Below are 13,904 nucleotides of genomic sequence, written 5' to 3'. Positions count from 1 at the left end.
ACGGGTCCCGTACATCTGGAGTCTGACGTGAATCCAGCCGCCAGGTCTGACGACCGGTGTGGCCCGCGCCACTACCGTCGTTGTTGTGACAGTCATCGCGACCGAAAGCCTGAGCAAGCGGTTCCCCAGGGTGACCGCGCTTGACCGGCTCTCCTTGGACATCGGCCCCGGCGTGACCGGGCTCGTTGGCTCCAACGGGGCCGGCAAGTCCACGTTGATCAAGATCCTGCTGGGTCTGTCTCCCGCGACCGAGGGCCGGGCAGCGGTGCTCGGGCTCGACGTCGCGACGAGCGGCGCCGCCATCCGGGAACGGGTCGGCTACATGCCCGAGCACGACTGCCTGCCGCCCGACGTCTCGGCCACCGAGTTCGTCGTCCACATGGCGCGGATGTCCGGGCTGCCCCCGACCGCCGCACGCGAGCGCACCGCGGACACACTGCGCCACGTCGGCCTGTACGAGGAGCGCTACCGCCCCATCGGCGGCTACTCCACGGGCATGAAGCAGCGCGTGAAGCTGGCCCAGGCACTCGTCCACGACCCGCAGCTGGTGCTGCTCGACGAGCCGACCAACGGCCTCGACCCGGTCGGCCGCGACGAGATGCTCGGACTGATCCGGCGCGTCCACACCGACTTCGGGATCTCGGTCCTGGTCACCTCGCACCTGCTGGGCGAACTGGAACGCACCTGCGACCACGTCGTCGTCATCGACGGCGGATCGCTGCTGCGCTCCAGCTCCACCAGCGACTTCACCCAGACCACCACGACCCTCGCGGTCGAGGTCACCGACAGCGACTCCCACCCCGACGGCACCGACGCCCTGCGCAAGGTGCTCACCGGCGCGGGGGTCAAGCTGGTCGGCCTCGACGGGCTGGACACGCAGGGGCTGCCCGGCGCCGGACACATCCTGCTGGTCGAGGCGGCCGGCGAGGAGACGTACGACCTCGTCCGCGACAGCGTCGCCGGGCTGGGCCTCGGCCTCGTCCGGATGGAACAGCGCCGCCACCACATCGCCGAGGTCTTCCGTACGGAAGAGGCACAGCCGGTGTCCGTACCGGCCGGAGCCGCAGAGCAGAAGGAGAGCGGTCGCGATGAGCACTGAGACCGGCGCCGCGCCCGGGAGCGAGACCTCCCGGATCCACAACATCGGCTACCGCGCCTACGACGGCCCGCGCCTCGGCCGCGCCTACGCGCGCCGCTCGCTCTACTCCCAGTCGCTGCGCGGCTCCTTCGGACTCGGCCGCTCGGTCAAGTCCAAGGTGCTGCCGATGCTCCTGTTCGGTGTGATGTGCCTGGTGGCGGCGATCCTGGTGGCGGTGGCCATCGCCACCCCGAACACGACGAAACTGCCCATCAAGTACACGTCGTTCGCGATCTACCTCCAGGCCGTCATCGCCCTGTTCATCGCCGCGCAGGCGCCGCAGTCGGTCTCCAGGGACCTGCGGTTCAAGAGCGTGCCGCTGTACTTCTCGCGGCCGATCGAGCGGACCGACTACGTCCTGGCCAAGTTCGCCGCGATGGCCTCCGCGCTCTTCGTCCTCACCGGTGCGCCGCTCCTGGTCCTCTATGTGGGCGCGCTGCTGGGGAAGTTCGACTTCGGGGACCAGACCAAGTGGTTCGCCCAGGGGATGGTGTCGGTGGCACTGCTGTCCGTGCTCTTCGCCGGTCTCGGCCTGGTGATGGCCGCACTCACTCCGCGCCGGGGCTTCGGTGTCGCCGCGGTCATCGCCGTACTGACCATCACCTACGGGGCGGTCACCACGGTCCAGGGCATCGCCTGGTCGACGGGGTCCACCGGCGCGGTGCCGTGGCTCGGGCTCTTCTCCCCGATCACGCTGATCGACGGGGTGCAGACCGCGTTCCTCGGCGCGACCTCCGCCTTCCCCGGAGGGGAAGGCCCGGGGGCCGGTACCGGCGTGGTCTACCTGATCGTTGTCCTCGCGCTCGTCGCCGGCTCGTACGCCGTACTGATGCGCCGCTACCGGAGGGTCGGCCTGTGACCACCATCGAGATCGACCACACCTCCCGCTGGTTCGGCAATGTGGTCGCCGTCAACGACGTGAGCATGACCGTGGGACCGGGCGTCACCGGTCTGCTCGGTCCCAACGGCGCCGGCAAGTCCACGCTGATCAACATGATGGCCGGATTCCTCGCCCCGTCGACGGGCACGGTCACGCTCGACGGCAAGCCGATCTGGCGCAACGAGGACGTCTACCGGCAGATCGGCATCGTGCCGGAGCGGGAGGGGATGTACGACTTCCTGACCGGCCGCGAATTCGTGGTGGCCAACGCCGAACTCCATGGACTCGGCGACGCCCAGGCCGCCGCCGCGCTGGCCACGGTCCAGATGGAGTACGCGCAGGACCGCAAGATCTCCACGTACAGCAAGGGCATGCGCCAGCGCGTGAAGATGGCGTCCGCGCTGGTCCACAACCCGTCGGTGCTGCTGCTCGACGAGCCGTTCAACGGAATGGACCCGCGGCAGCGGATGCAGCTCATGGAGCTGCTGCGACGGATGGGGGCAGAGGGGCGCACGGTGCTCTTCTCCTCCCACATCCTCGAAGAGGTCGAGCAGTTGGCCTCGCACATCGAGGTGATCGTGGCCGGTCGGCATGCCGCGTCCGGGGACTTCCGCAAGATCCGCCGGCTGATGACGGACCGCCCGCACCGCTATCTCGTACGGTCCAGCGACGACCGCGCCCTGGCTGCCGCGCTCATCGCCGACCCGTCGACGGCCGGCATCGAGGTGGACGTGACGGAGAACGCCCTGCGCATTCAGGCTGTCGATTTCGGTCGTTTCACCACGCTGCTGCCCGAGGTGGCGCGGGAGCAGGGCATTCGGCTTCTGACCGTTTCGCCGTCCGACGAGTCCCTCGAATCGGTCTTTTCCTATCTCGTAGCGGCCTGAGTAGTGGCCTGAAAGGAGCTGTGACGTCATGTACGACCCCACAGTCGCCCGGCTCACCTACCGGGCCCTGCTCGGCCGGCGCCGGGCCGCCATCCTCTTCGTCCTGCCCGCGCTCCTGATCGTCATCGCGGTGGCGGTACGGATGTTCGCCGGGGCGGACGACCAGGTCGCCTCCGACGTGCTCGGCGGGTTCGCCATCGCCACGATGGTGCCGCTGATCGGCGTGATCGCCGGTACGGGAGCCATCGGACCGGAGATCGACGACGGCTCGATCGTCTACCTGCTGGCCAAGCCGGTCGGCCGGCCGACGATCATCTTCACCAAGCTGATCGTGGCGATCGCGGTGACGATGGTGTTCTCGGCGGTGCCGACCCTGATCGCCGGCCTGATCCTCAACGGCAACGGCCAGCAGATCGCGGTGGCGTACACGATCGCGGCGCTGGTCGCCTCGATCGCCTACAGCGCGCTGTTCCTGCTGCTGGGCACGGTCAGCCGGCACGCGGTGGTCCTCGGACTCGTCTACGCGCTGGTCTGGGAGGCCCTCTTCGGCAGCCTGGTGCCCGGCGCGCGCACGCTGAGCGTGCAGCAGTGGTCCCTCGCGCTGGCGGAGAAGACCGGCGGGGGCGGGGCGATCACCTCCGACGTCGGACTGCCGCTCGCGACGGTCCTGCTGGCGCTCGTGACCGTGGCGGCGACCTGGTACGCGGGTCAGAAGCTGCGCACCCTGAAGCTCGCCGGCGAGGAGTGAGGACGGCTCACATCCCCGCCTGATCGACATGCGACAACCCCCGCCCATCGGGCGGGGGTTGTCGCATGTCGGACAGTATTAGGCGTAACTGTACGGTTATCGGTTCGTTGTCCACGATGCGTGGAGGCAACTGGAATCTGTGGCGTCACAGCTTTCGTGAAATCCGGGTGGCCGATGCGGCGAGGAATCACCCGCCGGCCGGTTCTTGAGTGAGTGGCAACCGTGCGCGTCCTACGCCCTCGAAGCCCGGGGTGAGGGCTGTCTGTCCAGCCGGAGCCGTCCGGCACCGGAACTCACGAACGGAAGACATGCCCATGCCCACGGAAGTCGCCCTGCTCGAATCGCGCGCGCTGCGCGTCGAACAGATGGGGCGCGTCGATGCCCTGGACAAGGTGAAGAGCCTTGCCATGCTCCCGGACGGGATTCACGTCCGCACCGAGGACGTGGCCCGGTACTTCGAAGTATGTGAGCCGGGCGTGGGCCTGTGGATAACTTTTCCCCTGCCCTCCCTCCCATAGGGACACCATGTCCCTATTGAAACCCGCAGGTCAGATCCCCGGAGCAGCCTGAGCCCGTTCTCCTCCAGCTCGCTCCGATGGCGCTGCACCACCTTTTTGACGACCTCTGTGGCTGCTCGACGCCGAGCAGGACCTGCGCGCCGGGTACGCCTCGCTCGAACACCGCGTCGCCCGGGTCGAAAGCCACCTGGCCGGCGTCGGCACCGTGCTGCGGGAGCTCGGGCCGGTCCTCGGCCGGATGCCGCACCGGCTCGACAGCCTCGACCGGAGGCTGACGCGGGCCCGTTGTCCGGCGCCGTCGTAAATCGGTGGCGCCGGACAGCGGGTGCCCGGCACAGTAGGCGGTACGGCACCCGCCGGGAACCACATCGCAGACCGGGAGAGGAGCGCGGCGATGACCGAGAGTCCGAGTCCGTCGAGCTCCCAGCAGGGCGTGCCCGAGCCGGCACCGGAGTAGTCAGCGACTGCTCCGCCGAGCCGCTCCGCGCAGACGCCCGGGCGGCCGTTCCCGCGCGCAGCGCGCGGCCGCCCTCCCGGAGGATTGGCCGAGTGGTAAGGCAGCGGCTTGCTAAGCCGTCGTCGGGGCCCGAAACCCCGCGCGCGTTCGATCCGCGCATCCTCCGCCTCGCACAGCAGGGTCACCCGGTGAGCCCGCCTCGCACCGCAGGGTCACCCGGTGACGAGGGGGCTACTGCCCGAGCAGCTGCTCCAGCACCACGGCGATGCCGTCGTCCTCGTTCGACGCGGTGATCTCCTGCGCGACGGCCTTCAGGTTCTCGTGCGCGTTGGCCATGGCCACACCGTGCCGGGCCCAGGCGAACATCGGGATGTCGTTGGGCATGTCCCCGAAGGCGATCGTGTCCGCCGCCTTCACGCCCAGCCGGCGTGCGGCCAGCGAGAGGCCGGTGGCCTTGCTGAGTCCCAGCGGCAGGATCTCCACGACCCCCTCGCCCGCCATGACCACGTCCACCAGGTTGCCGACCGCCGCCCGGGCGGCCTTCGCGAGGGCGTCGTCGTCCAGCTCGGGATGCTGTATGTACACCTTGTTCAGCGGAGCGGCCCACAGCTCGGCCGGGTCCTTGATGTGGACGGCCGGAAGCCGGCCTTCCTGCACGCGGTAGCCCGGACCGATCAGCACATCGCCTTCGAGCCCGTCGCGGCTCGCGGCCAGGGCCAGCGGGCCGACCTCGGCCTCGACCTTGGACAGCGCGAGGCCGGCGAGCTGCCGGTCCAGCGTCAGCGACGTCAGCAGCTTGTGCTCGCCCGCGTGGTAGACCTGCGCACCCTGCCCGCAGACCGCGAGTCCCTCGTAGCCGAGGTCGTCCAGGATGTGCCGGGTCCACGGGACGGCGCGGCCGGTGACGATGATGTGCGCCGCGCCGGCCTCGGTGGCCGCGGCCAGGGCCTCGCGGGTACGCGCCGAGACGGTGTCGTCGTCGCGCAGCAGTGTGCCGTCGAGGTCGGTGGCGACGAGCTTGTAGGGGAAGGTCACTTGGCGACCGGTTCCAGCAGCTCGCGCCCGCCGAGATACGGCCGGAGCACCTCGGGCACCCGTACCGAACCGTCGGCCAGCTGGTGGTTCTCCAGGATGGCCACGATGGTGCGCGGTACGGCGCAGAGCGTGCCGTTCAGCGTGGCCAGGGGCTGCTGGACCTTCTTGCCGTCGCGGGTGTCCCGCATCCGGACGGAGAGCCTCCGCGCCTGGAACTCATTGCAGTTGGACGCGGAGGTGAGCTCGCGGTACTTGCCCTGGGTCGGGATCCACGCCTCGCAGTCGAACTTCCGAGAGGCCGAGGCCCCCAGGTCGCCGGTGGCGACGTCGATCACCTGGAACGGCAGCTCCAGGCCGGTGAGCCACTGCTTCTCCCAGTCCAGGAGCCGCTGGTGCTCGGCCTCGGCGTCCGCCGGGTCGACGTACGAGAACATCTCGACCTTGTCGAACTGGTGGACCCGGAAGATGCCGCGGGTGTCCTTGCCGTACGTCCCGGCCTCGCGGCGGAAGCACGGCGAGAAGCCGGCGTAGCGCAGCGGCAGCTTGTCCGCGTCGATGATCTCGTCCATGTGGTACGCGGCGAGCGGGACCTCGGAGGTGCCGACCAGGTAGTAGTCGTCCTTCTCAAGGTGGTACACGTTCTCGGCGGCCTGGCCGAGGAAGCCGGTGCCCTCCATGGCGCGGGGGCGGACCAGCGCCGGGGTGAGCATCGGGATGAACCCGGCCTCGGTGGCCTGGGCGATCGCCGCGTTGACGAGCGCGAGCTCCAGCAGGGCGCCGACGCCGGTCAGGTAGTAGAAGCGGGAGCCGGACACCTTGGCGCCGCGCTCCATGTCGATCGCGCCGAGCGCCTCGCCGAGCTCCAGGTGGTCCTTGGGCTCGAAGCCCTCGGCGCCGAAGTCACGGATGGTGCCGTGCGTCTCCAGGACGACGAAGTCCTCCTCGCCGCCGACCGGCACGTCCGGGTGGACGAGGTTGCCGAGCTGGAGGAGCAGGCGCTTGGTCTCCGCGTCGGCCTCGTCCTGGGCCGCGTCGGCGGCCTTCACGTCGGCCTTGAGCTGCTCGGCCTTCTTCAGGAGTTCGGCGCGCTCCTCGGGAGAGGCCTTGGGGATGAGCTTGCCGAGCGTCTTCTGCTCGGAACGGAGTTCGTCGAACCTGACCCCGGACGACCTGCGCCGTTCGTCGGCGGAGAGCAGGGCGTCGACGAGGCCGACGTCCTCTCCACGGTTGCGCTGGGAGGCGCGAACACGGTCGGGGTCCTCACGAAGCAGGCGAAGGTCGATCACCCCTCCAGGCTACCGGTGTCGGCTTCCCCCACTCGAACCGATATCACCAAGCGTGTCACTTTGCCCGAATTGCCGGTATTGGTAATGCTGAACGGAAATTGATGATCTTCTCTGCCTCGACGGGCTTCCCGTCGTCAAGAAAGAGCCTCTATTCCCCTAAATGGGGCATAAGGGGCTGGGTTCTTTGACGTACCGGCCTTGTCTGGAGGGGGAGTTGACCGGTGCTTGTCCACAGGAATGCAGGGTCCGTCAAAGTTATCCACAGGCTGTGGGGGAACTCTGTGGACATGGAAGAGATCATTCCGAAAGCCGCACGGAGGAGGGTGGATTCGTCGTTCAAACCCGTTTCAGACGCTCGTTCGGGTGGGAATTGATCGCTCTGGAGAGTTGATCAGTGGAATTGAGCTGACAGGGGGTGCCCTGGCGGCCTGTGGACGGATCCGAGCGGACTGAGCAGATTTGTCGACCATGTCGTATTGCTGTGTCGACTTGTCCCCAGGTCGAGCGGTGAGCCTGTGGATAACTTTGCCGGGGGGGGGCAATCTGCTGATCGCACCGGCCGCCGAGGCATACGTCCGACCGGCCCGGAGCCGGTCGGGCCGGGAGCGCGGAGCCGTCAGGCCCGGCCGTCCTGGTTGCGGGCCAGCCAGTCGGAGGCCTCGGTGAACTCCGCGTCGGAGGTGCCCGGCCGCAGCGGGCGTACGTCCGCCGGTGACACACCGGCCCGCGGATAGGAGCCGAGGAACCGCACCTTCGGACAGATCCGCTTCAGCCCCATCAGCGCCTCACCGACCCGGCGGTCGGAGATATGGCCCTCGGCGTCCACCGCGAAGCAGTAGTTCCCGATCCCCGCGCCCGTCGGCCGGGACTGGATCAGCATCAGGTTCACCCCGCGCACCGCGAACTCCTGGAGGAGTTCGAGCAGGGCACCGGGGTGGTCGTCGCCCAGCCAGATGACGACGGAGGTCTTGTCCGCCCCGGTCGGCGCGGCCGGTCGCGCCGGGCGGCCCACCAGCACGAATCGGGTCTGGGCGTTCTCCGCGTCATGGATCTCGGTCACCAGCGGTTCGAGACCGTAGGTCGCCGCCGCGAACTCCCCGGCGAACGCGGCGTCGTACCGCCCCTCCTGCACGAGCCGCGCGCCGTCCGCGTTGGACGCCGCCGACTCCCACACCGCCTGCGGCAGATGGGCGGCCATCCAGTTGCGCACCTGCGGCTGGGCCGCCGGGTGCGCGGTGACCGTCTTGACGTCGGACAGCTTGGTGCCGGGCCGCACGAGCAGCGCGAAGGTGATGGAGAGCAGCACCTCGCGGTAGATCATCAGCGGTTCCCCGCTGGTGAGCTGGTCGAGGGTGGTGGTGATGCCGCCCTCGACGGAGTTCTCGATCGGTACGAGAGCCGCGGCGGCCGTACCGCTGCGCACCGCGTCCAGCGCCGCCGGCACGGAGACCATCGGAACGAGTTCTCGGGTGGCGGCTTCCGGGAGCGTACGGAGGGCGACCTCGGTGAAGGTGCCCTCGGGGCCGAGATAGGCGTAGCGCGTGGCGGACATACCGTCACCCTAATGCGCCGTGGTGGCCCAGGAGTCCAGGACGGTGGAGCCGCTGCGGAGCCGTGACGGCTCAGGACTCCAGGAGCCGCTGGCCCACGTACTCCCCGTCCGCCGCACCGCCCGGCACCGCGAACAGGCCGCTCGCCTCATGGCGGACGAACGGGGAGAGGGCGTCTCCCCGGTCGAGTTTGCGCTGCACCGGCACGAAGCCGCGCAGCGGATCGGCCTGCCAGCAGATGAACAGCAGCCCGGCGTCCGGAGTGCCGTCCGCGTCGATCCCGTCGTGGTACGAGAAGGGGCGCCGCAGCATGGCCGCCCCGCCGTTGCGCTCGGGGGAGGAGATCCGGGCGTGCGCGTTGTCCGGGATCAGGAGCTTGCCGTCGGACCCTCTCTTGTCGAGGTCCATCGCGGTCTCCTCGGTGCCGCCGCTGAGCGGGGCACCGTCCGCCTTGCGCCGGCCGATGACCCGTTCCTGACGCTCCACCGGGAGCTTCTCCCAGTCGTCGAGCAGCATCCTGATGCGTCGGACGACCGCGTAGGAACCCCCGGTCAGCCAGTCGTACGCGGGCTCGCCGGCCGGGACGAAGACGCGCCGGACGAAGTCGTCGTCCGCGGGCTTCGGGTTTCCGGTGCCGTCGATCTGCCCCATCAGGTTGCGGGCGGTCCTCGGCTCGGCGGTGGCGCCGGGGGTGCGGTTGAAGCCGTTCATCTGCCAGCGCACGGTGGCCGTGGACGCGGCCTCCTTCTGTACGGCCCGCAGGGCGTGGAAGGCCACGAGCGCGTCGTCGGCGCCGATCTGCACCCAGAGATCGCCGTGGGACCGGCGGGCGTCGAGGTGGTCGGACGAGAACGACGGCAGGGGATCGAGCCCCGGCGGCCGGTGGGCCGTCAGGCCCGTGCGTTCGAAGAAGGTGGCGCCGAAGCCGAAGGTGACGGTCAGCGAGGACGGGCCCGCGTCCAGCGCGATGCCGGTGTCGTGCCCGGTGCCGTCCGCCGCGCCTCCGGTGGTGGGTTCGCCGGCCATCAGCCGCCCGGCCGCCGTCGACCAGCGGCGCATCAGGGCGGCTGCTTCCTTCCGCCCGGCGCCGGGCACCAGGTCGAAGGCGATGAGATGGCCGCGCGCCTGAAGCGGAGTGGTGATCCCCGGTTGATGTTTCCCGTGAAACATCACCTCGGTGGAGCCCACCGACGTCAGCGCGGCCGGTGCCTCGTCCCGGGTGGCGGCATAGCCGGTGGCGCCACCGGCCGCACCGAGCACCAGGCCGGTCGCCCCGGCCGCACCGGCGGTGCCGAGCAGCCGCCGCCGGGAGAGCGCACCGGTCGTGCCGCTCTCCCGGCCCTCGCGGCTCCGGTCGCTGCGGGGCTCGACGCTGCGGCTCCCGCCTCTGCGGTTCTCGCTGTTCTTGCTCACGGTCCTGCTCAGCCGATCTTCACGTTCTTGTCGACCGTCGTCTGGTCGATGTCCGAGGTCCGCACCGTCACGGCGACGTTCCAGTTGCCAGGAATCGGGATCTGGACGCCGGTCGAGGTCCAGTGGCCCTCGGTCAGCCGGACGGGCACGGCCGGGAGGGGGCCGATGTCCTTGGCCTTGAGAGTGAAGGCGAGCTTCACCTCGGGGACGTCCATGGCCTTGCCGTCGATACCGTCGATCCAGAGGTGGACCACATTGGCTCCGGTCCGTCCCGGGTCGAGGTCCATCCTGACCGTGCCCTTGCCGTTCTTGCCGCCCGTGTCGAAGGGCAGGGTCAGATTGAGGGGGCCGCTCGCCACCGGGGCGGCGGTCGCGGGGGACGAGGCGCGGGCCTCCTCCTCCGTACGGCCGGGCTCGGTCGAGGTCAGCACGGTGGTCACCGCCAGCAGTGCCACCGCGACCCCGACCTCGGCCAGCACGGAGCGGCGCAGGCCGGACCGCTCGGGGTCCGCGTCACGTATCCGCTTCTTCTCGGCGGTGGCCACGGCGGCCTGCTGCCGGGCGAGCTGGGCGGCCCGCTCGGGGTCGTCGGACGGGGCGGCCTGAGGGGTCTCGGCGGTCGCGACCACATCCGCGGCGGGCTCCGCCTCGGCCTCGGTCGCGGTCTCTTCCGGTACCCCGGCTCCGGTCGCCAGCCGGCCCGTCCAGCGGCGCGAGGTCCAGGCGACCCCGACCAGGACCGCGACGAGCCCCACCTTCACCAGCAGCAGCTGCCCGTACCCGGTGCCGGTCAGCGCGGACCAGGAGCCGAGCTGACGCCACGACTGGTAGATCCCCGTCGCGGCGACGACGACCACGCTGACGAACGCGATCCGCGAGAAGCGGCGTACGGCGTCCGAGGTGATGTCGGGGGTCCGGTACAGCGCGACCAGCAGCGCCGCGAGCCCGCCCAGCCAGGTCGCGACGGCCAGCAGGTGGAGGACGTCGACCGGCATGGCGATCCCCGGCTGGATGCCGGTCGAGGCGTGTTCGGCGAGGGCCCAGGTCCCGGCGATCCCGGCGGCGATGACCGCGCCGCCGAGGGAGAGGCCGAAGGTGAGGTCCTTCTTCTCGCGGGCGTCCTCGCGCTTGGCATACGCCCCGAACAGCACCGCGACGAACAGGGCGCTCGCGCCGAGCAGCAGCAGCCGTGAGACGAGCGCGGCGCCCGGCTTGGTGTCGAGGACGGCCTTTAGACCGTCGAGGTCGAAGACGTCGCCGAGCTTCCCGGAACCGGTGTACGAGCTGCGCAGCAGGAGCATCGCGAGGGTGGCCGCGGTGAGCGTCATCCAGCCGCGCACGACGAGACGCTGGAGCGGGCGGGCGCCCGCGCCGCGCTGCCAGCAGGCCAGGACGAAGGCGGCGCCGCCCGCGAGCACGATGAATCCGGCGTAGGCGGCGTAGCGCGCGATGCCGTAGAGGGTGCCGACGAGGCCGCCGCCCGCCTCGTTGTCGGGGAGGGCGACCGAGGTCTTCGAGGGGGCACCGATGGAGAAGGTGAAGGCGCCGGAGACCGGGTGGCTGTCGGCGGAGACCGCCTGCCAGGCGACGGTGTACGTCCCGTCGGGCAGACCGGTGTGCAGAAGGACGCCGTACTTCACGGTGGAGCCGCTGTGCAGATCGCGCGGGGCGGCTTCGGTGTCGGCGCGCTTGCCGTCGGGGTCCAGGACCCGGATGGAGCCCTTGCCCACGGCGACCTGCTCGGAAAAGGTGAGCGTGACCTCCTTGGGGGCGGTGGCGACCACCGCCCCGTCCTGCGGATCGCTCCCGGTGAGTGCGGCGTGGGCCGATGCGGGGCCCGCGAGGGCCAGCAGCAGACCGAACACCGTGCCGACCAGGGCGGCGAGGAGTCCGGCCGCGGCGAGCGGCCGTCGTGCGGCGGACGGGGACGGCCCGAAGTGCGGGGCGGTGGCTGTCATGGTCTGTCAGTCCCTCACTGCTTCTTCGGGTTGTGGGTGGTCTCCTTCACGGGAAGGTCGACCTTGATGGGGCCGGCCTTCTCGAAGTGCAGTTCCACGGACACCTTCTCGCCCTGCTTGGGCTGCTGCTTGAGCTTCATGAACATGATGTGGTTGCCACCGCGTTCGAGATCCAGCTCACCGCCTGCGGGGACGTCGAAGGACGTCACCATGCGCATCGCCTGGTTCTTCGTCTCGTGGATCGAGACGTCGTCGGAGAGCGGGCTGGTGACCGAGGTGAGGCGGTCGGCGCTGCCGCCGTGGTTCTGCACGACGAGGAACGCCGCCGCCATGTCGTTGACGGGCTGCGGCATGAACGCGCCGATGACCTTCAGCTCGGGCCCGCTGTCCGAGGACGAGCAACCCGCCAGCGTCAGACCCGTGGAGAGGGCCAGGACGCCGGCGAGGGTGGTGCGGCGGATCACGGGTTCTCCCCCTTGACGATCTTGGGGAGGTCCTTGGTGTAGTCCTCGGTCGTCGTGTCCTCGCTGTAGAGCACGTACCCCTTGTCGGTCTTCGGGGAGAACGCGATGACCTGCGAGCCGTGCATCGAGACGACGGTGCCGTCCTTCTCCTTCTTCGGCGCGTCGATCCCGATGCCGATCTGCCGGGCGCCCGCCTGGATGGTCGGGAAGTCGCCGGTGAGGCCGGTGAACGCGGGGTCCTGGGCCTTGAGCCAGCTGCCCAGCGAGGACGGGGTGTCCCGCTCCGGGTCGGTGGTGACGAAGACGACCTGGAGCTTGTCCTGATCGGCCTTGGACAGGGACTTCTTGGCGATCGCGATGTTGCTCATGATGAGCGGGCAGACGTCGGGGCAGTTGGTGTAGCCGAAGTAGATGAGCGTCGGCTTGCCCTTGGTCTTCTCGCGCAGGTCGTACTTCTTGCCGTGGGTGTCGGTCAGGACGAGATTCGGCTTGGTGAACGGCTGGTCGAGCACCGTCGCCGCCTTGGTCTTCGCCTCCACCGAGACATCGGCGACGGGCTTCTTGCTGTCGTTGTCACTGCCGCCGCAGGCGGACAGGGTGAGTGCGGCCGCGACGACGAGCGCCGCGGCCGACACAGACTTCTTAACCATGGAGCACTGATTCCTGATGGGTCGGTGGAGCGGGTGGGTCCGAGAGAGGGTCAGGCGGTACGACGACGGCCGGCGAGGACGCCGAAGGCGACGCCCGCGACGCCGATGACGATGCCGACGATGCCGAGCACCCGGGCGGTGTTGTCGTTCGAGGAGCCGGCCGAGGCGGTCGTCTGCTCGTCCTTCGCGTGGTCGGCGTCCTTCTTGTCGCCCGCGTCGGAGCCGGAGGCCGGGGCTGCCCCGTGGGCGTCCTCGGTGGCGGCCGTCAGCTTGAGGACCGGAGCCGGGCTCTCGGGCTCGTCGGCCCCCTCCTTCTGCTCCTCGATCCAGCGGACGACCTCCTTGTCGTCGTACGTCTGGATCGCCTTGAACACCAGCTGGTCGGCGTCCTCGGGGAGCTGGCCGACCGAGAGCGGGAACTGCTGGAAGCGGCCGGACTCGATCTTGCCACCGGTCCAGGTGACCTTGGAGACGGCCTCGTTGATCGTCTTGCCGTGCATCTCCAGCGGCTTGGCCAGCTTGCTCTTGGTGACCTTGATGTCCCAGCCGGGCACGGGCTGCGGCATGACGGACGCCAGCGGGTGGTCGGTCGGGAAGTTGACCTCGAGCTTGGTCGTCGAGGCGTCGTCGCGCTCGTTGGGGACCTTGAAGTTGATGACGGCGTACCCGCCCTTGGCGGCCTCGCCCTGCGGCTGGACGCTGACGTGGGCGGAGGCCGTACCGGCGAGCAGCAGCACGGTGGACGCGGCGACGCCGCCGGCGAGGGCGATGCGGGAAACGTTCATGGCAGGAATCACTCCACAGAGGCACGAAGGAAAGGTGCTCCGGCGCGCGGGTGCGCACCGGCATCGCGACACATCCCCCGCGCGAGCGGTGTGCGTACGCCGGCCAGCACCGGCACCCGTGGGGTGCGTGGCAGG

General features: G+C 69.8%; 12 protein-coding genes, 1 tRNA gene and 1 pseudogene. 6 read left to right on the top strand and 8 right to left on the bottom strand.

What is annotated here, in order from left to right:
- Positions 1 to 85 precede the first annotated feature (85 nt).
- From RLT58_RS17650 to RLT58_RS17625, 6 genes and pseudogenes are all read left to right on the top strand, one after another.
- The gene (locus RLT58_RS17650; RefSeq protein ID WP_311311342.1) at positions 86 to 1,099 is read left to right on the top strand and encodes an ABC transporter ATP-binding protein; all 1,014 of its coding nucleotides are present in this window, start codon (positions 86 to 88) and stop codon (positions 1,097 to 1,099) included.
- Positions 1,089 to 1,997, top strand: coding sequence for an ABC transporter permease (locus RLT58_RS17645; protein WP_311311341.1), 909 nt, complete (start codon positions 1,089 to 1,091; stop codon positions 1,995 to 1,997). Before RLT58_RS17650 ends, RLT58_RS17645 begins: the two co-directional genes overlap by 11 nt.
- The gene (locus tag RLT58_RS17640; protein ID WP_311311340.1) at positions 1,994 to 2,905 is read left to right on the top strand and encodes an ABC transporter ATP-binding protein; all 912 of its coding nucleotides are present in this window, start codon (positions 1,994 to 1,996) and stop codon (positions 2,903 to 2,905) included. Before RLT58_RS17645 ends, RLT58_RS17640 begins: the two co-directional genes overlap by 4 nt.
- A 28-nt stretch (positions 2,906 to 2,933) precedes the next feature.
- Positions 2,934 to 3,653, top strand: coding sequence for an ABC transporter permease (locus RLT58_RS17635; protein ID WP_311311339.1), 720 nt, complete (start codon positions 2,934 to 2,936; stop codon positions 3,651 to 3,653).
- 314 nt (positions 3,654 to 3,967) lie between these two features.
- A pseudogene (locus tag RLT58_RS36110) lies at positions 3,968 to 4,445 on the top strand (hypothetical protein); the annotation flags it as partial.
- Positions 4,446 to 4,706: 261 nt separating this feature from the next.
- Positions 4,707 to 4,794 (top strand) — tRNA-Ser (locus tag RLT58_RS17625).
- 65 nt (positions 4,795 to 4,859) lie between these two features.
- On the opposite strand, the gene RLT58_RS17620 is transcribed toward RLT58_RS17625, so the two are convergent.
- From RLT58_RS17620 to RLT58_RS17585, 8 genes are all read right to left on the bottom strand, one after another.
- On the bottom strand, positions 4,860 to 5,663 hold the full coding sequence (locus tag RLT58_RS17620) for an HAD family hydrolase (protein ID WP_311311338.1): 804 nt from the start codon (positions 5,661 to 5,663) through the stop codon (positions 4,860 to 4,862).
- Entirely contained in the window at positions 5,660 to 6,949 is a 1,290-nt protein-coding gene (serS, locus tag RLT58_RS17615; RefSeq protein WP_311311337.1) for a serine--tRNA ligase, read from the bottom strand. The genes RLT58_RS17620 and serS overlap by 4 nt, the downstream gene beginning before the upstream one ends.
- Before the next feature lie 616 nt (positions 6,950 to 7,565).
- Positions 7,566 to 8,501, bottom strand: a complete 936-nt coding sequence (gene pheA, locus RLT58_RS17610) for a prephenate dehydratase (protein ID WP_311311336.1) — start codon at positions 8,499 to 8,501, stop codon at positions 7,566 to 7,568.
- A 70-nt stretch (positions 8,502 to 8,571) separates the two neighbouring features.
- Positions 8,572 to 9,912 (bottom strand): iron uptake transporter deferrochelatase/peroxidase subunit, encoded by a 1,341-nt coding sequence (gene efeB, locus RLT58_RS17605; RefSeq protein ID WP_399131644.1) that lies wholly within the window; start codon positions 9,910 to 9,912, stop codon positions 8,572 to 8,574.
- A gap of 8 nt (positions 9,913 to 9,920) precedes the next feature.
- The gene (locus RLT58_RS17600; RefSeq protein ID WP_311311335.1) at positions 9,921 to 11,870 is read right to left on the bottom strand and encodes a copper resistance CopC/CopD family protein; all 1,950 of its coding nucleotides are present in this window, start codon (positions 11,868 to 11,870) and stop codon (positions 9,921 to 9,923) included.
- A 14-nt stretch (positions 11,871 to 11,884) separates the two neighbouring features.
- Positions 11,885 to 12,334, bottom strand: a complete 450-nt coding sequence (locus RLT58_RS17595) for a copper chaperone PCu(A)C (protein WP_311311334.1) — start codon at positions 12,332 to 12,334, stop codon at positions 11,885 to 11,887.
- A complete protein-coding gene (locus RLT58_RS17590) occupies positions 12,331 to 12,984 on the bottom strand; it encodes an SCO family protein (protein ID WP_311311333.1) in 654 nt (217 codons plus the stop codon). The genes RLT58_RS17595 and RLT58_RS17590 overlap by 4 nt, the downstream gene beginning before the upstream one ends.
- A gap of 50 nt (positions 12,985 to 13,034) precedes the next feature.
- Positions 13,035 to 13,769: a YcnI family copper-binding membrane protein gene (locus RLT58_RS17585; protein ID WP_311311332.1), complete on the bottom strand. Its 735-nt coding sequence runs from the start codon at positions 13,767 to 13,769 to the stop codon at positions 13,035 to 13,037.
- Between the last annotated feature and the right edge of the window lie 135 nt (positions 13,770 to 13,904).

Source organism: Streptomyces sp. ITFR-16, assembly GCF_031844705.1.
GTDB lineage: Bacteria > Actinomycetota > Actinomycetes > Streptomycetales > Streptomycetaceae > Streptomyces.
Note: the sequence above shows the minus strand (reverse complement) of the source record. Positions and strands in the feature narration are given on the sequence as shown.